The organism is Vibrio sp. nBUS_14 (assembly GCF_051201655.1).
Lineage (GTDB): Bacteria > Pseudomonadota > Gammaproteobacteria > Enterobacterales > Vibrionaceae > Vibrio.
Window position 1 is genome coordinate 672,078 of record NZ_CP179207.1, and the last position, 22,812, is coordinate 694,889.

Genomic DNA, 22,812 nt, shown 5'->3' on the forward strand with positions numbered 1-22,812 from the left:
GCTTTGAAACTGATAGGAACACGTATTTGCGTGAGTGAGCAGTAATAAAAACGTGTTAGATCAATAAAGGATTATTTTATGTCATCATTGTTTTTTCCATACGTAGGAGCCTTTTTTTGGGTCGGTGTATTGCTGTCTTTTGCAGCTTTCCTACGCTCAAGAGTTACCTTCTTTCAGAAGAACCTGATTCCTTCAGCTCTGATTGGTGGTGTGATTGGCTTTGTACTCATGAACTTCGGTTTAATAGGTATGCCAACTCAAGAAGGCTGGAAAGAGATACCAACCAGCGCGTTTGGTGTTTTGGTTTCTCATTTGTTCGTGTTTGGTTTTATCGGTATTGGTTTAATCCAACAAGATGAACCTGAAACTGACAAAGCTAATTCTAGCTGGATAAGAAGTGGGGCACTTTGGCTTGCTCTGATTTACTGCCTTATCTACGCGATACAAGGGATCACTGGGCGTACTGTTTTTGAACTTTATTCGTACCTTACCTCGGGCGAAATCTTTACTGGCTACGGCTACCTAGTAAGCGTTGGGTTTTCACAAAACCCTGGAGCTGCTCAAGCTATTGGAGGTATCTGGGAAAATGAATATGGCGTACAAAGCGCAAGTACAGTTGGGTTAGCCTTTGGTGCCGCTGGTTTTCTGTTTGCTGTACTCATCGGTATTCCATTTGCCAATCAAGCGATTAAGAAAGGTTGGTTATCTGAAAAGCATTTATCCAGTATGCCGAAGCCGTTATTAACCGGCATCATGGGTAAAGGTAATTCTGAGCCTTGTGCACAATCTACGACTCATAGTGCGAATATCGACACTTTTGCTTTCCATTTTGCTGTGATGTTCGTGTTGTACGGTGCGGGTTATGTTTTCGCTTTGGCATGGGCGACATTCAGTTGGCCTGAGTCCATTGAGAAGGTGAGAGGCCTTGGCTTCGGGATGCTTTATGTTTGGGGTATGCTAGCTGGCGTTATCACGAGAAAGACATTAAGAAAGGTCAAATCGTGTCACGTGTTAGATAACTCTACAACGCGCCGTATTACGGGCACAACCGTTGATTTCATGATTTGCGCGGCCTTGTTGCTTAAATCGATGGAACTAAATCAGGAAGCTACGATCTGATCGGATACACCCATCAATCGTCGTAGTCTCATGCCTAAACCTCGTTACAAAACAACTAACTGGAAGCAGTATAATAAAGCCTTAATCAACCGTGGCTCTCTGACCTTTTGGATTGATGAGGAGACGTTAGCCGAGTGGAAGCAAAACAAACAAGGCAAGCGTGGTAGACCTCGCCGATTCAGCGACTTAGCCATTACTACCGCTCTGATGGTGAAACGCGTTTTCTCTATGCCATTGAGAGCGCTGCAAGGTTTTCTAGACTCCGTCTTTAAGCTGGCTAACATCCCTCTGGTTTGCCCACACTACACCTGTATAAGTCGTCGATCTAAGGATGTTGAGGTTTCATTTAAAACTAAAACCAGAGGTGCGATACAACACCTAGCCATTGATGCCACTGGTCTCAAGGTTTATGGCGAAGGTGAATGGAAGGTCAAGAAGCATGGAACTGATGGGAAGCGAAGAGTCTGGCGTAAGCTGCACATCGCAGTAGATACAAGCACCCACGAAATAGTCGCAGCAGAGCTGAGCTTATCTAACGTAACCGATGCCGAAGTGCTCCCCAACTTACTCAATCAGACACGTCGGAAAATCATTGAGATATCAGGTGATGGCGCTTATGACACAAGGGATTGCCATGATGCCATACGGATCAAGCGAGCTGTTCCGCTCATCCCACCAAGAGAAGGGGCTGCCTTCTGGGAGCGTGGTCACCCCCGAAATCTCGCCGTGGGTTGCCAGAAGTTATATGGCTCAAATAAGTATTGGAAAGAGCGGTATGGCTATCATAAGCGCTCTCTATCAGAGACCGCGATGTACCGAGTAAAACAGCTGCTAGGTGGGAAATTAAGCCTGAGGAACTACAACGCTCAAGTTGGCGAGACTTACGCTATGATTAAAGCCCTGAATAAGCTTACAGGGCTTGGTATGCCTGAAACACAGTATATCGATTAAGAATTAAGCACAATGGGGCAGGCATGCCTTCTCTCTGAATTAAGCAACAAAGCCGATTTGCGCAGTGTTCTTGGCGATTGGTATTAACGATATCCAGCAGATCATTGTCCCGTTCTTAACGACAACGATTTGTGCGTCAGTGATCAGTTTCTTCGTAATTGTGTGGTTTGCTCGTCGTATGCCTAAATATGGATTTGAGCGAGGCCTAGCGGCATTTGGTTGTTATACTGGTACGGTTGCTTCAGGTTTATTACTGCTGCGTATTGTTGATCCTGAGTTCAAATCACCTGCAGCATTTGAGTTGGCAATTATGAACATATTTATTTTGCCAATTGTGCAGGTTATCTACATTAACCTGCCATTTGCTCCATCAAGTAACTCGATCATGTTGCCTGTATTGACGGTCTATGTAGTGACGATGATTGCGTCTTTGTTCTTACTTGGTTTTGTTAAAAAGCGAGCTTGGTAGAATCAACGATTTAAGTTCATTCGGACATAAACTAATAATAAAAACTGCGCCTAACTAGGTGCTGTTTTTGTTTAATTTGTCTTGGGAATTAACTTTGATAGGAGCTCTAAATCAATGTTAACGTGGCTCAAGAGCCAAAGACTGAATTGCTTCTTCTACAGTTAGGAAGTGAATTTTCATCAGGCATACTTCTGCTTTCTGGAACTCGTGATTTCGAATCAGTTTAGTCACGCTTTCAACCGAATAGTGGTTTGCTCGTTTAGCGAGAGACAGTTGATTTGAGCTCGATTGAAGCGAGTAGCTGTCACCTTCAGAATCAATTAGATAATCATCTTCGCCTAAGATCATGTCTGAGCATTCTGCCTGAAATTTTTTTTCGGATGCGACGTAAATAAGCTCATCATCACCGTCGAGTTTTACTAAAGATGGCCAACTGATCATTACTGCCTCTGGATCATGTATGTTGAAGTTGAGTCTCGACTATAAACAGTTTTGAGCCTTGGATCATCTATTGTCTTAGCTGCTCAAAACTCTACTTACTTAAAGACCGCCCCAACGGCGCGAAATAACCTTGAAGCGCTTGATAAATCTCTTTGCGATGCGTGAGGTCTGGGTACAGAGGGAACATATCCGGTTTGGTTGTGCCATCGACTAAGTAAGAATTCTCGATATCTGAGCAGGACTCAATCGTAGCTTCAAAGGCTCGCGCCATCATTTCTGTTGGTAGTGAGAAGTAACGAGCAGACGTTGCCTTGTCTGCAATGACACTGCGTGTAACGTAGTCGTGTTTATCTAGGTTGTTGTCACTGAGTAGTGTGGCATCAAACACAGACATTAAACTCTCGTTTAATTGATGAGGTCGCACCTTTCTATCGTGTAACCAACAATCGCTAGCAAACAATATGTGTTTACGGGGTCCTGAGGTATCGCCAATCTCAAACGCCTTTTCAGCGATATAGTGGTCAAATGCATGCCAAAACTCGTGAGCGAGCGCACCGGCACCTGCGTTTTTAGCAAGCGCTAATTCACGTTGGTTTGGCGCGTAATGTGCTTGCACGCCTTTTCTGCCGCCACTGCCGAACGCTAAGCCTAATGTGCCACGTAAGCCAATTGCTTCTGGCGGCAGAGCCAAGATGTAAGCCAAATCTGCTAGCGAATCGAATATCAGATTCGCGGCTAGTTCTTTCTCTTCTTTCGTAACCCAGGCACCTACGCGAATACTGCCCATACCGAAGGTCTGTTTGATGTCCATGAAAGACACCTGATCGCCATGCCGATAATCTGGGCCTTTGCGCGTTTTGTATTTAAAGTGGGTTAACTTCAAAGGATTCCTTGGAAATGGGCGTAGATTTAGTTTAGCTCTGTAGAATGCGTATTAGGTGCTGGTGTGAAAGTTAGCACCTTTGTGAGTAAATTACCGAACAAAATTACCCTAAATTCAGCTCACGAGCTTCCCATGATGTTGGGTTTCCTTCACGAGTAAGCGGAAACAGAGACTTATTTGGCTTGGCATAGCTTAGACGATGTAGTCTTTGCGTGACGTGGTAGCTATCGAGCCCTGAAATTGTGACTAGATCTAACGCTTCTAAATCAAGATAGCCATCCGGCATCACGGCACGCTTGGGTGCTTGAATCGTAATAACCTCTCCAATCAGCATCTGAGTTTGATTACTCTCTATTGATATCTGCTCTTTCAAAACCAAGCCAATTTTGAGTGCACTTTCTAATACGAACGGCGCGGGAAACATATCGTCATAGTAAGGGGTGAGTCCGACGGCTTTGAATTCGGATGCCGACTTTGGATAACGAGCTGAGGTTTGATGCGATTTTTGAACAAAATCAGCGCCGATGCTGTTGATGGTGAAGTGTTGAGTTTCTAGGATATTCTCTAATGTGTCGCGACGACTTTCTGCTGGCCGAACTATGAAGCCAAACAAAGGTGGATTCGATCCTAGATGAACAACAGAACTCACCACAGCAAGATTTTCCAGCCCTTTTTTATCACACGTGCCAATTAGGTTTGCGCTTTTGAACCCCGATAAGGAGTTAATTAAGCGAGCACGTTCTCGCTGATCCATCGTTTGGATATCTTGTCTTGAAAGGGTCATGTCCTTCATATCTTCTCTTCTTCTCATTTTTAATTTTCGACGACTTGCTCACTAACCAGACCATATTTACGTAACATCCCCTTCAACCGATCAAAGAGTTTGTCTATCAACTGGTTCATTTGGTTCGGTTATCTGGAGTGCTGATGCTTGATTGACGTGAGTTATGAGCTTGATATCAGACACATACTGACTGTTCGAATTGTGCCTCTGGATAGTTGATTGTTGGCACTCGCCAAAAAGGAACGAAGTTACTCAATTTTCTATTGCAGCGGTTTGCTATTGAGCGATACCATGTATAGCTGTTTTATTGGTAAAGATTGCAAAATGTCAGATGAAAAGCTCGCGTTAGAGTGGATGCGCCAACAAGCGCACAAAATTGATCCGTATGTTATAAATCCATCATTTGATGAGTGTGTTGAACTGCTTGAGCCTGCTTTCAAAAAGGGGAAAAGTGTCGCGCAGCTAAAATATCTATTATCAGAAGCCGATCGCCGAGCGGGGGCTGCCGAGCGTAAACATGCCGCCTTAAAGTTCGCTAAAGAAAAAAGCCCAAAGGCAGGCCAAAACCTTCGTCTGCAAAGCAAGCTCCAGCAAGTGCAGTTAGCGCTAAAGCTTGCAACTGGCGACAATAACATGACCATATCGCAGTTTTGTTCTGAATATGATGTTAGCAAGCGAGACGGTAACGTAGCGTGGAATGAAAAGCTGGTTGAGCAGAACAAGAAGAAGTGATTTTCGTAATGCCTTATGCCTTCTGAAGTGATAAGTGATAAGGTTTCATTGATCAAATACCAATTTCAAACCCTACCAATAAATGCCGTTCGACTTTATTTCAAAAGCCTGAAAGGCATCTTTTCTTCTCAGGCTTTACTAGCGGCTGCTCAATGATGTAATAGGCCCATTGCTTCGCAAGCGCTAGAGCCTCTTTTTCTCCGGTAAGATGATAAAGCACACCATAAGCATCATTTTGACGCGATTTCATGCGCGTAAATTCTTTGCCAGAGTGTGGCGTGATCCAGCCTCGATCTAACTCAGAACAAACGTTGGTCACATCAAGTAGTGTCCCGTCATCACAACGAAGTGTCGTGAAGTTGCCTATTGGTTCTCCCTGAGCGCTAGGCATCAGCCAGTAAAGTGACAGCCCTTCAGAAGCATTATTGATCCAGTCTTCTCTAGAGGGAAGGGTGACATTGGCAGATACAGTGAAACTGGGCAAGCTGAGTAATGTGATCTTTGCTCGTAACGTGATGTTTATCTTAATGATTTGAGTTTTGTTGAATATAAACAATCACATCTGCACATTGTGATTAGGCGATCACAATCGATCAAATTATTAGGAAGTAAATGGAAGTCTGATGAAAATGGATTATTGGGTTGGAACTTTTAGAACCCGGAGGTTGACATCTCATTTTATTGATAGAACGCATACTAGATTGACTTTGTGTTATTAAATTTAAATCGATATTAAAATATCGTTTTGCGATAATTTTTTGTTGATTATCATTTTTCTTTGGCTTAATGTTGCCTTCATCAATTCAACAGGAATCTAAGTATGTCTAACATTCAAAAACAAAGCCGACGTGTTCGTATGCTATTACAATCCCTTTTTGCACTTGTACCAATCATGGTGTGTTACTTTTGGCTCGCCGTTCAAACTCCCTATGACTTCCTTACTAATATGGGTATTGTTCAGTTTTCTTACGAAATTGAATCTTTTACGACATTGCCATTAACATTGACCACAAGAATCATCGCGATGCTCACAAGTTTGGCCGTGTGGAGCATTGTTTTGTATGCGTTAATGGTTCTTACACGTCTATTCCGTAATTATGAACGCGGAGAAATCTTCTCACTAGCAAATGCAATGTCTTATCAGAAGCTTGGTTACTGCTTGTTTTTCTGGGTATTTGGGTCGGTTATCTACGGTGCAGCGATGTCTGTAGTGTTGTCGTTCAATAATCCTCCTGGTGAACGAATATTGGCAATTAGTTTTGTCGGCATGGACTTTTTAACCCTGATATTGGGTATGATTATCTTGATCATCTCATGGGTGATGAAAGAGGGGTATATTTTGGCCGACGAACACAGCCACACGATTTAAAGGACTTGTCATGACTATCTGCATTAATTTAGACATTATGATGGCCAAACGAAAAATGCGATTAAAGACATTGGCACAAGAGGTCGGGATTACCGAAGCCAACTTGTCGGTGTTAAAGAATGGCAAAGCCAAAGCGGTAAGGCTATCTACACTAGACAAGTTGTGTGAAGTGTTAGAGTGCCAACCGGGTGACATATTGGAATTTGAAGCGAACGTTCACCAAGACAGCGTTACTGCTGAATAGCGACTCAGTAAATCGTATTCCCTTACGAAAACAATGAGTCTCGAAGTTATTCGAGACTCATTCGATCTAAATTAAACAGGTTCCCCTGCCTCGTCTTCTTCAATGATATCTTTTTCTAAACTTGCCTCTGCCAACCATTTCTTTATCGACGGACTATTCAACACACGTTGTTGATACTGTTGGGCTTTATCCGAAAGCTTGATGCCGTAGGTTTCGAATCGCAGCGCTACAGGTGCAAACATCGCATCAGCAATCGACCATTCACCAAATAGCCAGCCTTCTGGATATTGCTCCATCTGTTCTGACCAAATTGCATTGATGCGGGCGATGTCTTTCTGGGCGCTCTCACTCAAAACTGGCTTTCTATTGGCTCTGCAATTCATTGGTAACTCATTTCTGATGTTGAAAAAACCAGAATGCATTTCTGCCGAGATGGCGCGGGCTAAGGCACGTTCAGCGACTGAAGCTGGCCAAGCGACGCCGTTTAGATAGGCATCGTTAACGTATTCGAGAATTGCCAATGAATCCCACACCGCAACGTCACCATCAACTAGGGTTGGAACCTTGGCCGTTGGTGTCACTTTCGTCAGGGTGTCGTAGAAATCAGAGGTGAATAGTTTGAGCTTGATGACTTCTGCATTGAGATTGTAGTTGTCGAATATTAGCCATGCGCGCAGTGACCAAGTTGAGTAGTTCTGGTTTCCAATATAAAGCTGCATAGAAGCTTCCTTGCGTTTAGTGGGTATGCTTTTGAGCTTAGGGGATTGTATTGCGGCGCACTAACGGATAATTTTGATGTAATACATTAATAAAAACGATGGGTAGTGATTTCAATATGGATATTGATGCGTTGCGAGGTTTTCTCGCGTTTGTGGAAACCAGTAGCTTCACGCGTGCTGCGAAACAGATCAATCGCACCCAATCCGCGTTTAGTGCTCAGATGCGTAAATTAGAGGAAGAACTTAACGTCACCCTGTTTCAAAAACAGGGACGCAACTTAGTTTTGACTGAGGCGGGCTTGGCGCTGCGCTCTCACGCTGAACAGCTGGTCGCACTCCACAATACCGCGCTTAAACAAGTAAAGCGTTACGAAGACAAACAGCCCCTGCGATTAGGTTGCCCTGAAGATTACAATAACACCATTCTTCCGAAAGTCATTCGCCTGTTACAGCAAGCAGAACCTACCTGTTCCATCCAAATATTTAGCCTACCAAGCATTACGCTTAGAGAGTGGCTTGATGATGGTAGGCTTGATGCTGCGATTGTGACCCGTTCTCCCGATAGCGAAGAGGGATATTGGTTAACCAATGATGTAGGCGTTTGGATAAGCAGCCCTGATTTTGTGTTTGATGACTCTAAACCTGTCCCGCTCGCTCTGTTCCAGACTGATTGTAAATACCATGCTGCGGCGGTGAATGGCTTAGCTAAGCAGGGAACGCCTTATCAATTGTTGGCGTGCAGCAATACGGCGTCAGCGCAGCGCGCTATCGTAAAAGCAGGGTTGGCGATTGGAGCTATGGGTAAGCTCAGCGTGACTCCGGATTTAAAAGTTCTTGAAGATATGCCGCCGTTACCTTCGGTCGATATTGTGCTGATCTTAGCGAGCAAGCATCATCCTGTATTAGACAAAGAAGTGCTCAATCAACTTGTCGAGTTAGACTCTGATTAGCTTTGTTTCTTGGGATAGTTTATTCGGAAAGTTTTGTTAGGCGAGCTTGGTTCCGTAAAAATTAATAGATGAACTGCAACCGATGAGTTTGAAGCTGAATGGGAATTAAGAAATGAAGAGGCCGAGAACATTGCGTTTCTCGGCCTTATTTTATGGAAGACTGAACGTGAGTTAAGAGAGCTTAAACTTACTCAGTTCTCCATGCAAATCACCAGCTTTTACTGTCAGATCGTTACTAATTTGGACCGACGATGTCATGGTGCCCATCACCTCAACGGCAGTGTCATTGATGATCACCACATTGCGGTTAATCTCTTCTGACACTGAGCTTTGCTCTTCAGCAGCCGAAGCAATCTGATTGTTCATGTCGTTGATCACTTCAATCGCTTGGTTGATTTCCGACAAGGCGAGATGTGCTGCTTGAGTTTCACCTTTGGTATCGTTCGCTTGCTTTTGGCTTTGCTCCATCAATACTACGATAGATTGAGTCTCTTGCTCTAGGCGAGCCAACATAGAGCGAATCTCTTCGGTTGAACCTTGAGTGCGATTTGCTAGGTTACGTACTTCATCAGCAACCACTGCAAAGCCTCGTCCAGCTTCACCCGCACGGGCTGCTTCAATGGCAGCATTAAGTGCAAGCAAGTTAGTTTGCTCTGCAATACCACCAATCTCGCTCAAAATGCCTTGAATTGCAGTGCTCGAATCGACTAAGTTTTGCGTTTGTTGCTGCGCATCATTAACCTGAACTGCTAAGCTATCCACCGCGCTGGCAGCATTGTTCATACGTGTCATGCCGTTAAGGCTATTACTTTGTACTTGGCTAGCTGCGGCAGCGGCTTGCACGGCTGAGTTCGCCACTTCTTGCGCAGTTGCACTCATTTCATTGATTGCAGTGGCGAGTGAATTCACTTCGTTTACTTGGGCGTTCAGCTGCTCACGGGAAACCTCTGCACGAGCTTGACCTTCAGTCGCGTTTTTATCGACTTGGTCTGCTGTCGTCATTACAGTGAGCAGCATCCCTTGTATACGAGATAGGAAGGTATTAAACCAGTGAGCCAGTTGCGCGGTCTCATCTTTTCCTTTTACTTCGATGCGGTAGGTTAAGTCGCCTTCGCCTTGTGCGGCATCTTTGAATCGCTCGACCAAGTTATTGAGGACTTTCCCCAGAGAGTTGGCGATCAATGCCATAGATATAATGCCTATAAGAACGGCGATGACCCCCGCCCATACACCTTTTTCAAGCGCTTTCGAATTCTGTTCATCACTCCACTGGGTGTACTCGTCGACACTTTTTGTAAGGTGACTACTGGGAACCGATACCATGACTACCCAAGGTGCGTCGCTGGTCTCTATAGCAATTATGGCGTACTCATCTCCGCCAAATGTAACCAACCCAGCCCCAGACTGTTTAGCAATAGACTGAACGCGCGACCACTCTTTTTCGAGCTCTGGTGAAACTTTTTTACCAACCATGTTTCCAGCACTACTGTTGGCTAGGGTAATACCTTTCCATGAAGTGATGAGGATTCTACCTTGTCCGTCGAATAGCTGACGAGCAAGACCTTCACTCTGGCTTTGCAGTTCATGAAGTGACAAATCGAAGCCAAGTGAGCCGATGATCTTACCGTTCTGTTTGATTGGCTGGCTGATAGTAGTAATAAGTTCTTGCTTACCACGAACCGGATAAAAGTACGGTTCCATTACGAATGTTTTACCGGTTTGATAAGGCATTAAGTGCCAGTCGTCTTTGCGTTCGCCATTACTGTTTAACTCGGTATTGCTGAAGCTCTCCATTGCGACCGCATCAAAGCTGTTTTGGTCATTGGGAGAGAAGAAAGGGGCAAGATAGCCCTGACTATTAAAGCCTAATTCACTGTCCAAGCTGATCTCGCCATTGAGATCGGTTTGTCGTGGCCAAGTTTTGTTTTCCCACACCATGTAGCCAGCAAATACGGCTTTGTTTTGTGCTTCTAGTGCGGCAGTGAACTGTTTAACGATAAAGTCTGCGCTAGCGTCAGTTTCTGAACTTAACTCTATGATTGAACGTGCTTGTGTTAAGTTGGCGAGTACCGGGTTAAGTTGGTTGGAAATGTTCAACCCTTGCTGAAGTGCCGTATTCTGTAAATCGGTTGTCGTAGCATCGGTTAACTGGAGTTTTACTTTCTCTGTGACTTGTTTGTTCACATCAGTAAAAGCGCTAGTGGTCATGCCCATTGCGATCAACAGGGTGAAAGCCATCGCTCCGCCTGCACTCACCGCAATTCGCGTTCGTATACTGTTAAACATATGATCTCTCTAGCTAAATAGTGTTAGTTTTGCAGAGATTTTAAACAAGATAAGTGAACGGAAAATGCAAAAAAATGAACACAAAAAGAATAGGGAGATCAAAAATATAAACAAGATTGTATAACGTGCGGTTTTGGCTTTGGTCGCAACGTTTAGAGGAAGATGAAAATCATCATTTAGCAATCACTAACTTTCTGTATTTATTCGTTTTAATGATATTTAGGACAGCTTGATGCTTTCCTCAGGCTGCGATTTTGCCTGTCTAGTTTGTGACCGCGAGTCTAATACTCATTATATGATGACGGTCACAATTAATTTTATTTAAGCCAATGAATGACCACTCTTTTTATAAGTAATATCAAAGAGAGACCGCGTTGTATTAGTTTGCTCGTGTTGTTTTGCTTTGTTTCTCCGGTGGCCTAACGTGGCGTGCCAAAATACGACTTCGTTCTTGTTTCACTTCCGTCAGCTTTCTCCATGACCATAAACGCACTCGTGCTTCTTTAGCGCTAGCTTCGAGATCGACGACTGGATTAAGGTAAGGGGAATCTGGTTCAAGCTCATGCATTATTACTTCCATAGGCGTCATCTTCCAAGGCTCAAACAGAAGTGGAGTGGGTATGTCTGAAAGTTCTGGTACCCATTTTCGGATGAAGTCCCCATCAGAGTCGTGTTCTTGGGCTTGCTTTGTTGGGTTGTAAATTCGGATGGTGTTGATGCCTGTTACCCCTGCTTGCATTTGAAACTGCGGGTAATGAATACCGGGTTCAAAATCGAGGAACAGCTGAGCCAAGTGAGTGACACCATCACGCCAGTCCATGTTCATATGGTGAGTGAGAAAGCTCACCAGCATTGAGCGCATACGGAAATTGATATACCCCGTATGATGCAAACAGCGCATACAGGCATCGACCAATGGCACACCTGTCATCCCCATCTTCCATGCTTCTAAGCGTGCTGGATCTTTTACCGTCTCTTTTTGTAAGAGTGCTTCGTAGGCGTGGTTGATGCAGATAAACTCCATCTCGCATTCCGATTCAAACTTCTGCATGAAATGACAGTGCCAGTGAAGCCTTGAAGAGAGCGCAATCAAGCTGCGACGAAATCCCGCGACTTGCCAGTGCCCCAATAGGTGTTGATAAACCTCACGCAGCGATATGTTACCCCAAGCTAAATATGGAGATAGACGTGTACAGGCATGTCGCGAGGCTTCTGGGCTTGAGATGCTGCGGTAGTAATCTCGACCACGGCGCTCAAAGAAGTCGTGTAACGTTTCCCATGCCAGTGCACTTCCGCCCGTTTGTATACCCTTAACTTTGGTTAACCATGCTTCTAGAGGTTCCATAGCGAGTTCAAGCTCTTCAGCGTCAAGAGTATGCAGTGATTCCGTGGTCAACTGACTTTTTGCTGTGGGCGTGCGCATGACACTGTTCCAGTGTTTGTCCCAACCGATTCGGTCTTTTGACCCTCTAACGACAGCGCCCTGTGCGAACTCTTGCCAATGGATGTTGTGTTCTCTAAGCCAAGCTGAAAGTTGTATGTCACGCTCAAAGGTGCAATTTAAACCTATCTCTTGATGGGAGAATACATTTTGGATGTGGTAACGAGATTGGATCGCTTCGAAGCAGTCCAAAGCACTGCTTTGAAGTATTGAAACCTGATGTCCATGCTCTTTTAATGACTGGTTCATACATTGCAGTGACTGCCAAACAAACCGCCAGTGTCGCTCAGAATAATGGGCATTGTTTAACAGTATGGGTTCGAATATGTAGAGCAATATCGTTGGGTGTTGTTCTGATAAAGCGTGTTGTAAAGGTGCGTGGTCGGTGAGTCTTAAATCGCGCTTTAGCCACACTATGTTGATTGTTTGCATCTGAGCCCTCGTTCGTTTTGAAGCATTACGAATCAGAGGGCAAAATGTCTCACTGGAAGTGAATTTTATTTATTGATAACGAAAGGGCAGGCCAAGATCGTACGTGGCGATTATTGGAGAATCCCCAAGCTTTTCAGCTTTCGATAAATGGTATTGCGGCTGATGCCAAGTATTCGTGAAGTCTTGCTGATATTACCTTGGTTGGCTTGATAGGTTTGCAACAAGGTTACTTCAACGGTGCTTCTTAAATCGGACTTTGACCTACCTTCGGTGGCATAGGTTGTCATGAACTTATGATGATCATCTTGCGCTAATGACGTGAGGTGTTGAGTCAGATGGCTAGGAACATGTTCTAGCGTGAGTTGTGGTTCATCACTTGCCAATAGAGCAGCAACTTTAAGCAAGTTGTCTAGTTCGCGGATATTACCGGGCCATGAATAGGCGCACAGCAAATTCATTAAGTGCGGACAGATTGTCTGTTCATCTTCTGCGTATTTATTGTGAATGTGCTCGATTAAGGCGTGTTTGTCTTGTCGGTGTTGCAAGCTTGGCAGAGTAAAGGCCAAGCCATTCAGGCGATAAAAGAGATCTTGTCGAAATTCTCCAGTTGCGACTAGCTGCTCTAGGTTTTTATGAGTCGCGGCGATGATCTGACAATCGACTTGGTAGCTTTGGTTCGAACCCACAGGCACCACGGATTTGTCTTGCAGAACATGCAGCAATCGACATTGAGCCTCCAATGGCATGTCGGCAATTTCATCGAGAAACAGAATTCCCTTGTCTGCTTGGCGGATCTTACCTTGGAAACCTTTGTGGCTTGCGCCAGTAAAAGCCCCCGGCGCGTACCCAAACAGTTCTGACTCGATAAGATCTTTCGGTAGCGCCCCACAATTCACCGCCACTAAGGGCGACGATTTACGCTGGCTTTGCTTGTGTAATGCTTTAACAAACTCGCCTTTACCAACCCCAGTTTCACCTAAGATCAGGAGGCTAATTCCTTTATCGATAACCTTATTAGCTTGTTGCCAAGCGTGCTCTATCTGTTGTTCTCCATGGTGCAGATCACATGATGCTGAAATGGAGCGCGTACGTTTGGTGGTTGGTTGTTTGAGGTGCTGTTTTTCAAATACAAAGGATGCATCAAATGAGGCTCGATTAAAGAGGGTCTCGATGTATTCGCCGACGATCGAGGTTTGATCCAACAGTTGAGAGGCGACCTGATTGTGCGCGACCACCTCTCCAGCTTCATTAGCGATTACAATCCCTTGCCAACCGCTGTGCAGTAGCGATTTATCGCACGCGAGATCAATACGAGTCGTGCCTTGTGGGATATGGCTCAATAGCTGGTTCTCAATAAGCTGAACCATATTCTGAACAAGTAGCTGTACCGAACCGTCGTGTTGTTGCTGCTCACTGGTAATGTCCAGTATGCCAACCATGTGCCCTTGGTGATCAAACACAGGGCTCGCTGAACAGCTGATAAACCGATGCTGGTGGATGAAGTGCTGTTCACCAATGATAGTCACGGGTTTAGCTTCTACAATCGCCGTGCCGATGGCGTTGGTGCCTTTGAGTTGTTCCTGCCAACACGCACCAGAGCTGAGTGCAATCGAAGTCAGTTTTTCCCTAAACCGCTCTTGTCCCCAACTAGACAGAATCACCCCTTCAATGTCGGTCAAGATCAAACGACTGTCGGTACGTGCAAACATCTGGTTGAACAGAGGCAGTGCATTGCGCTCGACGATTTGAATCAAGCTCGATGACTGATGACGTCGCTGCTTAAGAATCGACTGTGGCAGGCGAATATCTTCGGGAAGACGTCTCTGTTTTAGCCCCGCTTCTGTGCTGCGGTGCCAAGAAGATGAAAGCCAATCTGATGTGTTTGCTTGTTGAAGGTGCATGACTGTTCCATGTCGTAACAGTGAGAGTGTACCAAATTGGAACAGTTGAACACTGGAGTGGTTTCCATACGGCCGTTCAATGCCAACTCACTTTGGGTTGTAAATCTTTGGCAATCATAGTTTTACAATTTATTAACAACAAGTTTTGAGGTTATGGCGTGTGATTTGCGTTGTTCTTGTTGTGAAGAAAGTACGAAGTATCAGTGTTTTAAACAGAAAGCATAAGCATGGGCGTCTTGTTATGAGTTCTCTTCGCAGGAGAAGTCGCCAAAAAAAGACAGCTCTCGCTCAATAACGAACAACAAATTTAAGAAGGATCTATCTATGATTTACGCACAGCCTGGTAGTGACAATGCAGTGGTGAACTTTAAAGCTCAATACGATAACTTTATCGGTGGTGAGTGGGTGAAGCCTGTCAGCGGCGAGTATTTTGATAACACTTCACCAGTGAATGGTCAGGTGTATTGCCAAGTGGCGCGCTCAACTGAGGCTGATATTAGCTTAGCACTCGATGCAGCACATGCAGCTCGTGCAAGTTGGGCAGCCACTAGTGTGACAGAGCGTTCTAACATCCTACTTAAAATTGCTGACCGTATTGAAGCAAACCTAGAAGAGATCGCAGTGGCTGAGACATGGGAAAACGGCAAACCAGTTCGTGAAACTCTGGCGGCAGACATCCCGTTAGTTGTCGATCACTTCCGTTATTTTGCGGGTTGTATTCGAGCGCAAGAAGGCAGTGCAGCCGAGCTTGATTCAAACACCGCTAGCTACCACTTCCAAGAGCCAATTGGCGTAGTCGGTCAGATCATTCCTTGGAACTTCCCCATTTTAATGGCGGCTTGGAAACTTGCACCAGCACTGGCAGCGGGTTGTTGCGTGGTGATGAAGCCAGCTGAGCAAACACCGACATCGATTTTGGTGATGATGGAGAAGATTGCCGATCTTCTGCCAGCAGGCGTGGTCAACATCGTGAATGGTTTTGGTTGCGAAGCCGGCCAAGCATTAGCAACCAGTGATCGTTTGGCGAAGTTGGCCTTTACTGGTTCAACAGAGGTCGGCCACCATATTCTGAAATGTGCGGCTGAAAGTTTGATTCCATCAACGGTTGAGCTTGGCGGTAAGTCTCCAAACATCTACTTCCCAGACATCTTTAACCATGAAGATGAATACCTTGATAAGTGTGTCGAAGGTATGTTGCTGGCGTTCTTCAACCAAGGTGAAGTGTGTACCTGTCCATCACGTGTGTTGATCCATGAATCGGTGTACGACAAGTTCATCGCCAAGGTAGTCGAGCGTGCTCAAACTATCAAGCAAGGTAACCCGTTAGATACCGATACGCAGGTGGGCGCACAAGCTTCTAAAGAGCAGTTCGATAAGATTCTGAGCTACCTTGAGATTGGTCGCCAAGAGGGCGCGAAAGTGCTGACAGGTGGTGAAATTGCTCAGCAACCAGATGATCTTGGCAATGGTTATTACATTCAACCAACCATGCTAGAAGGACACAACAAGATGCGTGTGTTCCAAGAAGAGATCTTCGGCCCAGTTATCGCAGTAACGACGTTTAAAGACGAAGCAGAAGCGTTAGAGATCGCCAATGACACCGAGTATGGCTTAGGTGCAGGAGTGTGGACGCGTGATGCAAACCTAGCGTATCGGATGGGTCGTAATATCGAAGCGGGCCGTATTTGGGTTAACTGTTACCATGCTTACCCAGCGCACGCGGCGTTTGGAGGATATAAGAAATCAGGCATCGGTCGTGAGACGCACAAGATGATGCTCGACCACTATCAAAATACCAAGAACCTGCTGATCAGCTACGATACGAATCCGCTAGGCTTTTTCTGATTAGACAAAAAATCGATTCTGAGTTCTATTTTGAATCAATAAAAAGCGCCGTATCAACGGCGCTTTTTCCCATTTTATTGTCCCGATCCTGAAGGGCCTGACTCACTTTTGGGCATTGTAATCGAGTCGAGTTCACCTAAGTGTTTTACAAACAACTCGAGTAGTTTGGGCTGTCTAGGGTGGTATGCACTCAGTAGTACCATCTTTCGGTTGTATTTCTTGTTGGTTATTGGTGTGATGGTGATGTGTTCGTCAAAGAGCTCCAAGCCAGGCCAGACTGGAACAATTGATACTCCAACCTCTTCCACCACCAGTTGAGCAATCGCCTCAAGGGAATCTAGGTCGAAAATGGTATTTTTAGTCATGCCCATGTCGTTCATGAATCGTTCCGACATTTGCCCGCCCCAACAGGTAGGGTCGTACCTAATGTAAGCGTTGTTATCGAGTATACTTGCAATAGACCCTTGAATCGTTTTGTTATGAATTAACGCAAGAGGCTCATTTCTCAGTTCTCTACATCGCAATGTTTTTGGAATGACTGAGGGAGGGGCAACGACAATCGCTGCATCAAGGTCGCCATTGATAAGGCTCCGATTTAAGTCGATAGAATTCCCAGGAATGATATGAAATTTTGCCTGTGGCGCAGCTTCCCGGATGGACTTGAGAGTCGATGGGATAAACGCGGTTAATGACGTTGAGTTAGCCCCCACTCTCAACGTGCCCTCTAATCCCGACCCTTGTGCAACTTCAATAAGATCACGAGTCTCCCTGATAATCGATTTTGCTTTAGGGACAACTGCCAAACAGGCATATGTGGCCTGGACAGTACTTCCTGCTCGTCTAAACAGCTTACAGTTAAACTCGCTTTCTAACGCTTGAATCCTTTGACTGATGGCTGCTGGTGTTATGCCTTGCGCACGAGCCGCAGCGGCTATTGATCCTTCCTCTGCGACTGCGACAAGGCTTTCAAGAAATCGAGTGTCCATAGATTTCCTTACGAGTGAATAAATAAAAACTTAGTTTTTCTACCTTTGTGTGATGAGTAAACTAACTACAACTGCGGCTTAAGTCTAGAGCCGATCTCACTTTAGTAGGAATCTTAAATGAATTTTGATTTGTGGTTTACGTTTTTGATGGCGTGTATTGTTTTGGCTATTTCTCCTGGTGCAGGAGCTGTGAATATGATGTCAATAACAATGAGATACGGCTTTCGCCGAAGCTTGATTTCAAACCTTGGATTACAAGTTGGGAATATGTTCAATATTGCGATAGTTGGTGTTGGACTTGGTGCTGTTCTTGCCCAATCAGAGGTTGCGTTTATCGCTATAAAATGGGTTGGGGCATTCTATTTAATTTATTTAGGCATCAAGAAGTTCACAGAGACGGTGGATAATACAGATTACAAAGGACAACAGCAGAAGGTCAGTGGCTTAAAAATGTTTTGCCAATCGGTAATTGTCAACGTTACCAACCCCAAAAGTATTGTTTTCCTTGTTGCTCTTCTGCCTCAGTTTATTGTGTCAAGCAGTCTCCACTTAGAGCAGATACTAGTGCTAGGCAGTACTTTACTTACTGTCGATATGCTTGTGATGTGTGGTTATGCACTGTTAGCTAGTCGTTTTACCGGATTAGTGAAGAATCGCCGTCATATGATTGTGCAAAACCGTATTTTCGGCAGTGTATTTATTGGAACAGGCAGTTTATTAGCGGTGGCTGGGCGAAGCTAATATGGGCTTTAAAGGATATGATGAGTTTATTGATTTATTTAACTCAGATATTGCCTCTTTGAAAGCGCCTATTAATGGCGCTTTTTTCATGGTGTAAACTTCTCGAACAAACTTTTTATTATTCGCTTTTAGAAAAGAAGATTTCTGGCTTATGAGTAGGCCCTGAATTGCCTTCGAGTTGAGTCAGCTCCAACCCTTGTTTGCCAACCAAAGAGGCGACCATTTGACGGTTGAACGGGTAGTTTTCAGTGTTATTGATAAATTCTTCCACATTCAACCATTTGGCTTCTGCAATTTCGTCAGTGTCTTGAATCGCAATCTCTTGCGTTTGAGCGATGAGATGACAAATAAAGTAAAGATTCGATTTTCCAAACTGGTATGGATGGCGGGTTGCCATGCCAACTACCGATACAAACTCTGCTTTGATGCCAGTCTCTTCCATAGTCTCTCTAACCACAGACTCTTCAATACTTTCGCCTAGTTCAATGTGGCCGCCAGGTAATTTATAGCCCGTCATACCATGCTCTTTGATCATCAGTACTTGGTTGTGTTCATTGGTGATCAATGCGCCAGCACCCAAGGTGTGAGTGGGAATAAAAGGCACAAACTCAACAATCTCGGATTTGTGAATCAGCGTAATTTCGTCCTCTAAGCAGTTGTGGAACACAAAACCAAGTTCAGTCGCTACAGGGATAAGGTGTGATAATGCAATTGGTAAGCTGATCCAAATGATGCCTTTGTTGTTTTGCTTTGAAAATTCGGTGATCTTGTTGAGTTCAGCATGGAATGAGTCAACATCATATGTGACTGTTGCTGGATTGATGATGATGCCGTTAAATTTATCGAGCGTAAATTCCACAGATGATCCTTTATTTTTTTGATTTATTAGACGTCGAGAATTGGGGCAGCTTATACCATCTTAGGTGTCGATAACACTCCAATCATTAAAGGAGATGTAAGAGGTAACCCCATGCCTTAGTAAATACGATCATAAGTTGAGTGTTATTGTTAAAATAGTAAATTAAATATCCTAACTCTTTATTTTAGCGATCGCTTAGGAAGTCAATCAATAACCTTAAATCCCTTTTCTATTAAAAAACTGTGCCTGCCAAGGGCATGCCTCCCCTTATCTAAATGTGTTTTATGTCAATATAATAAGCGGGCCTTTTTTTATAAATTATATACCCTTTCAACTTGAAGATGCAGGTATCAGTACCTGAAAATTATCTGTAATTCTGGATACAAGTGAGCCTGCAACTTCTGGTAACGTCACATCGAAAAACTTTTTGATAGCAGAGGTGAATGCTGTTTTGGAGGGAAAATAGACATTGTTCCTCACATGCTCATTCATTACTTTCCAAAGCCGCTCTATTGGATTTAAGTTTGGGCTGTATGGGGGTAAGTAATGAAGCTCTATATTGAGTACTTTTGCCGCATTCCTAAACATTTCTGACCGATGGTAGGCTGCACCATCAAGCACAATATGCACGGTTTGCTCTAGTGGATAATGCTCTTTCTTGAGTTTCCAAAAGAAGCGAACAATACTCTCGCTATCTATCGTTTCATAAGTATCTGTGATCGTTGCGCTGATGTTTTTCAATGACAGAGCACCGATTAGATTCACTCGAGTGCGGCTACCTGTCGTTTCAATTAGCTTATCCTGTCCCTTACGGATCCAGCCACAGCTAAGTTTTGTTGATTGAGTTGGATGAACGGCGTCCATGAAAAGTACAGGCGCATCCTTGGGCTTAAGTACCTCGTTGTAATACTCGATAAATGCTTGCTGCTCTTCAGGCTTTAGTTTATGTGGTACACCTTTGGGCTTTTTGTATGCAAAACCGTGGTGATGTAACCACTTATTAATCCCAGAAACGGTGTAGCTCACACCGAATTCAGCTTCGACGTAAGTAACGATTTGACGCGTATGAAAATAGGTTTTCTCAGTCAAATGCTCGATGAGCTGCATCGTCTGAGTATCAGAAAGTAGACTCTGGCTCCCGCCATTCTCAGGTTTAAGTTTTTCAGATAGAGCATAATCACTAAGATGACGAGCAACTGTAGATTCATGGATACGAAGGGCTTGAGAGATCATAGGCGGGCTCCAACTTTCGGAAGCTAGCAAGACCGCTTTTATACGGTCGCATACTCGACGATCACGCTCAGTATTGTGCATCTGTTCGAGTTGTTGTTTTTGCTCAGGAGTTAGTACCATTTTCATGGTGAGTAGCATGATCCTGATTTCATTGAAAATCAAGCATCTTCAATGATCACGGGTATAGTTATTTGCATTTATGTGCGATACAGGGAAATATAGCGCACGCAAATGAGAATCGTTTGCATTATTATTACTATATTCGTTTGTTTTTTATTAGATATTACTTATTTATGGATAAAGGTTGGACCTATGGCGTTAAAAGTATCTAAGCTAGCATTTAGTGTGTGTTTATCATTAAGTTCCTTTACTGTATTAGGGGAAGCTATTGACCCTGATAAATTAGAAGTTATGGTGGTGACGGCTGGAAAGGTAGCCGAAGAATCACAAAAGTCCCCGATTAGCATTTCAGTGTTATCGGATTACGATGTTGAAAGAGCTGGTATCGAAAACACGTTTGATATTGTAAAAAGAACCCCAAATGTCTCCATGATTAAAGCAGGTAACCCTTCCGATGCGAGTTTCCTTTCTATGAGAGGAATTACCCCCACCATGGAAGGCTCACAATCTGTACTGTTTTTAATTGATGGTGTCATGTATCAAACCTTTGACACAGAATTACTCGATATTGAACGTATTGAAGTATTGCGTGGGCCATAAGGTACCCTATATGGACGGAATGCTTCATCAGGTGTCATTAGTATCCATACAAAGGATCCTGACTTTTTCACTGAAGGTAGCGCCGGGTTAACCTACGGAAGTTATAACCAAATTAAGGGCAATCTTATTTCGGGCGGTGCTATTGCAGATAGCGATGAGTGGGCATACCGTACTGCGATTCAATATTCGACGGATGACGGTTATTTTACAAGGGACTATGACGGTAAAGACGACGTTAATAACGTAAAAGACTTTAATGGTCGATTAAAAGTTCGTTGGATACCCGTTGATCAGTCATGGGATGTAATTGCGACTGTCGATGCCCAAAATCGTAGAAATGGCAATATGTCATTCGCTACGCTAGAGCAGATTAGTCAAGATAGCCACAAAGTCTACTCCAACTTAGAGGGGCAAGCGAAAGCCGATATCCTGACTGGTTCAATTCGTGCAAATTATGCTGCAGATAATTTCGATTTTACGTCTATTACGGCTTATACCAAAGAGGATAAAGTTGATAATCAAGATTTAGACTTTACTCAAGTTGACGACCAAGAACTGTTTATTGATTCAGACTTCTCTCGCATGACACAAGAGTTCCGATTGAGTTCTGATCAAAATGATGCCATTCGTTGGCTGAGTGGCCTGTACTTCTTTGATGAAACTGCCGAAAATGACATTGATATGCGTATGAAAAATTACGGTAGGTTTAATAAAACTAAAACAAAAACAAAGGTAAGTAATTACGCTGTATTTGGTAATATTAACTATCGATTCTCTGACAAATGGGAAGCGATTGCTGGTTTACGTTATGACTATCAAAAAGTTAAGTTTGATTATCTTGACCTTTGGAATACGCAATTTCCAAATTCAAATGGCTCAGATGAAGCTAACTTCAATGAATTGTTGCCTAAAGCGGGTCTAAATTACTACGCGACCCCCGACATTATGATGTTTGCGAGCATCGCGCGCGGTTATAAAAGTGGTGGTTTTAATATGCTAACTCCGCCAACTATGTCACCAAAGTATGATCCTGAATACACAATAAACTATGAAATAGGAATGAAGAGTGAATGGTTGGATAATCGTATTCGCTTTAATTCGTCAGTATTCTTGATTGATTGGAAAGATCAACAAGTTGAACAGCAGATTTATCCTAAGTCCTTTACCCAAAATGCAGGAAGTACCGTTAGTAAAGGGGTTGAGTTTGAACTGTCATGGTTAATCCAGCCTGGGTTAACGACTTGGGTTAACGGTGGTTTTAATGATGCAAGCTTTGATGACTTTGTTAGCAAGGATTACAGTAACGGTGGTGACGTAACAGGTCAACATGATTATAGCGGTAATCGCCCTGCTAACTCCCCTAAATATACTTATAGCCTGGGTATAGATTATAACTTCTTAGAAAACTACTTTATTTACGCTGATTATAACGTAACGGGTGATTTTTATTTCGATAGTGCTAACACGACTAAACAAGATGCTTATGGCGTTCTGAACTTAAGAGGTGGTTACACAAGCGATAATATTGACCTGACTCTTTGGGCGAAAAATGCATTAGATAAAGAATACCTCACACGCGCTTTTGAGATGGGCGGTGTTTGGTACGGCCGCTCTGGTGACCCTGCGACAATTGGTGCCACTGTCAATCTAAAATGGTAGTTCTCCAATAATATACTCCCCCTCTGTTTGAGGGGGATAACTACAAAT

Annotated in this window: 21 protein-coding genes and 1 pseudogene; 11 read left to right on the plus strand and 11 right to left on the minus strand. The window is 44.0% G+C overall.

The window, feature by feature from the left end:
- Nucleotides 1-78: 78 nt before the first annotated feature.
- The 3 genes from ACMAZD_RS20600 (at nt 79) to ACMAZD_RS20610 (ending at nt 2,539) form a co-directional block, all read left to right on the plus strand.
- Complete coding sequence (locus tag ACMAZD_RS20600) at nt 79-1,119, plus strand: sodium/glutamate symporter (RefSeq protein WP_435250404.1); 1,041 nt, start codon at nt 79-81, stop codon at nt 1,117-1,119.
- Nucleotides 1,120-1,149: 30 nt separating this feature from the next.
- Nucleotides 1,150-2,070, plus strand: a complete 921-nt coding sequence (locus ACMAZD_RS20605; protein ID WP_435249092.1) for an IS5 family transposase — start codon at nt 1,150-1,152, stop codon at nt 2,068-2,070.
- Between the two features lie 70 nt (nt 2,071-2,140).
- On the plus strand, nt 2,141-2,539 hold the full coding sequence (locus ACMAZD_RS20610) for a hypothetical protein (protein ID WP_435250405.1): 399 nt from the start codon (nt 2,141-2,143) through the stop codon (nt 2,537-2,539).
- 117 nt (nt 2,540-2,656) lie between these two features.
- Here ACMAZD_RS20610 and ACMAZD_RS20615 read toward each other — a convergent pair whose 3' ends face one another.
- The 3 genes from ACMAZD_RS20615 to ACMAZD_RS20625 all read right to left on the minus strand — a co-directional run bounded on the left by ACMAZD_RS20615 (nt 2,657) and on the right by ACMAZD_RS20625 (nt 4,656).
- Entirely contained in the window at nt 2,657-2,980 is a 324-nt protein-coding gene (locus tag ACMAZD_RS20615; RefSeq protein WP_435250406.1) for a DUF4144 domain-containing protein, read from the minus strand.
- Nucleotides 2,981-3,071: 91 nt separating this feature from the next.
- Complete coding sequence (locus tag ACMAZD_RS20620) at nt 3,072-3,863, minus strand: CLCA_X family protein (protein ID WP_435250407.1); 792 nt, start codon at nt 3,861-3,863, stop codon at nt 3,072-3,074.
- Between the two features lie 103 nt (nt 3,864-3,966).
- On the minus strand, nt 3,967-4,656 hold the full coding sequence (locus tag ACMAZD_RS20625) for a flavin reductase family protein (protein WP_435250408.1): 690 nt from the start codon (nt 4,654-4,656) through the stop codon (nt 3,967-3,969).
- Nucleotides 4,657-4,971: 315 nt separating this feature from the next.
- Here ACMAZD_RS20625 and ACMAZD_RS20630 point away from each other — a divergent pair, with 315 nt between their 5' ends.
- On the plus strand, nt 4,972-5,379 hold the full coding sequence (locus ACMAZD_RS20630) for a hypothetical protein (RefSeq protein WP_029223609.1): 408 nt from the start codon (nt 4,972-4,974) through the stop codon (nt 5,377-5,379).
- A 145-nt stretch (nt 5,380-5,524) separates the two neighbouring features.
- On the opposite strand, the pseudogene ACMAZD_RS20635 reads toward ACMAZD_RS20630, so the two are convergent.
- Nucleotides 5,525-5,896 (minus strand): annotated as a pseudogene (locus ACMAZD_RS20635) (N-acylglucosamine 2-epimerase); the annotation flags it as partial.
- 303 nt (nt 5,897-6,199) lie between these two features.
- Between ACMAZD_RS20635 and ACMAZD_RS20640 the strand changes: the two are divergent.
- The gene (locus ACMAZD_RS20640) at nt 6,200-6,748 is read left to right on the plus strand and encodes a DUF2975 domain-containing protein (protein ID WP_435250409.1); all 549 of its coding nucleotides are present in this window, start codon (nt 6,200-6,202) and stop codon (nt 6,746-6,748) included.
- A 10-nt stretch (nt 6,749-6,758) separates the two neighbouring features.
- The gene (locus ACMAZD_RS20645) at nt 6,759-6,992 is read left to right on the plus strand and encodes a helix-turn-helix domain-containing protein (protein WP_435250410.1); all 234 of its coding nucleotides are present in this window, start codon (nt 6,759-6,761) and stop codon (nt 6,990-6,992) included.
- Nucleotides 6,993-7,063: 71 nt separating this feature from the next.
- Here the strand turns inward: ACMAZD_RS20645 and ACMAZD_RS20650 are convergent, their stop codons facing one another.
- Entirely contained in the window at nt 7,064-7,711 is a 648-nt protein-coding gene (locus ACMAZD_RS20650; RefSeq protein ID WP_435250411.1) for a glutathione S-transferase family protein, read from the minus strand.
- 98 nt (nt 7,712-7,809) lie between these two features.
- Here ACMAZD_RS20650 and ACMAZD_RS20655 point away from each other — a divergent pair, with 98 nt between their 5' ends.
- Complete coding sequence (locus tag ACMAZD_RS20655; RefSeq protein WP_435250412.1) at nt 7,810-8,661, plus strand: LysR family transcriptional regulator; 852 nt, start codon at nt 7,810-7,812, stop codon at nt 8,659-8,661.
- 171 nt (nt 8,662-8,832) lie between these two features.
- Here the strand turns inward: ACMAZD_RS20655 and ACMAZD_RS20660 are convergent, their stop codons facing one another.
- The 3 genes from ACMAZD_RS20660 to ACMAZD_RS20670 form a co-directional block, all read right to left on the minus strand.
- Entirely contained in the window at nt 8,833-10,947 is a 2,115-nt protein-coding gene (locus ACMAZD_RS20660) for a methyl-accepting chemotaxis protein (RefSeq protein ID WP_435250413.1), read from the minus strand.
- 379 nt (nt 10,948-11,326) lie between these two features.
- Nucleotides 11,327-12,820, minus strand: a complete 1,494-nt coding sequence (locus tag ACMAZD_RS20665) for a deoxyribodipyrimidine photo-lyase/cryptochrome family protein (protein ID WP_435250414.1) — start codon at nt 12,818-12,820, stop codon at nt 11,327-11,329.
- 110 nt (nt 12,821-12,930) lie between these two features.
- Nucleotides 12,931-14,721, minus strand: a complete 1,791-nt coding sequence (locus ACMAZD_RS20670; RefSeq protein WP_435250415.1) for a sigma-54-dependent Fis family transcriptional regulator — start codon at nt 14,719-14,721, stop codon at nt 12,931-12,933.
- Nucleotides 14,722-15,045: 324 nt separating this feature from the next.
- Here ACMAZD_RS20670 and exaC point away from each other — a divergent pair, with 324 nt between their 5' ends.
- A complete protein-coding gene (gene exaC / locus ACMAZD_RS20675) occupies nt 15,046-16,566 on the plus strand; it encodes an acetaldehyde dehydrogenase ExaC (RefSeq protein WP_435250416.1) in 1,521 nt (506 codons plus the stop codon).
- Nucleotides 16,567-16,640: 74 nt separating this feature from the next.
- Here the strand turns inward: exaC and ACMAZD_RS20680 are convergent, their stop codons facing one another.
- The gene (locus ACMAZD_RS20680; protein ID WP_065614871.1) at nt 16,641-17,552 is read right to left on the minus strand and encodes a LysR family transcriptional regulator; all 912 of its coding nucleotides are present in this window, start codon (nt 17,550-17,552) and stop codon (nt 16,641-16,643) included.
- Nucleotides 17,553-17,669: 117 nt separating this feature from the next.
- Between ACMAZD_RS20680 and rhtB the strand changes: the two genes are divergently transcribed.
- Nucleotides 17,670-18,293 (plus strand): homoserine/homoserine lactone efflux protein, encoded by a 624-nt coding sequence (gene rhtB / locus ACMAZD_RS20685; protein WP_435250417.1) that lies wholly within the window; start codon nt 17,670-17,672, stop codon nt 18,291-18,293.
- 118 nt (nt 18,294-18,411) lie between these two features.
- Here the strand turns inward: rhtB and ACMAZD_RS20690 are convergent, their stop codons facing one another.
- Complete coding sequence (locus ACMAZD_RS20690) at nt 18,412-19,152, minus strand: NUDIX domain-containing protein (protein WP_435250418.1); 741 nt, start codon at nt 19,150-19,152, stop codon at nt 18,412-18,414.
- Between the two features lie 330 nt (nt 19,153-19,482).
- Nucleotides 19,483-20,511, minus strand: coding sequence for an IS630 family transposase (locus ACMAZD_RS20695; RefSeq protein ID WP_435248897.1), 1,029 nt, complete (start codon nt 20,509-20,511; stop codon nt 19,483-19,485).
- A 186-nt stretch (nt 20,512-20,697) separates the two neighbouring features.
- Between ACMAZD_RS20695 and ACMAZD_RS20700 the strand changes: the two genes are divergently transcribed.
- Together ACMAZD_RS20700 and ACMAZD_RS20705 are read left to right on the plus strand one after the other, a co-directional pair.
- Nucleotides 20,698-21,105 carry a TonB-dependent receptor plug domain-containing protein gene (locus ACMAZD_RS20700; RefSeq protein ID WP_435250419.1) on the plus strand — a complete coding sequence of 136 codons (408 nt, stop codon included), beginning with the start codon at nt 20,698-20,700 and terminating at the stop codon, nt 21,103-21,105.
- A 177-nt stretch (nt 21,106-21,282) separates the two neighbouring features.
- Nucleotides 21,283-22,764: a TonB-dependent receptor gene (locus tag ACMAZD_RS20705; protein ID WP_435250568.1), complete on the plus strand. Its 1,482-nt coding sequence runs from the start codon at nt 21,283-21,285 to the stop codon at nt 22,762-22,764.
- Nucleotides 22,765-22,812 lie beyond the last annotated feature (48 nt).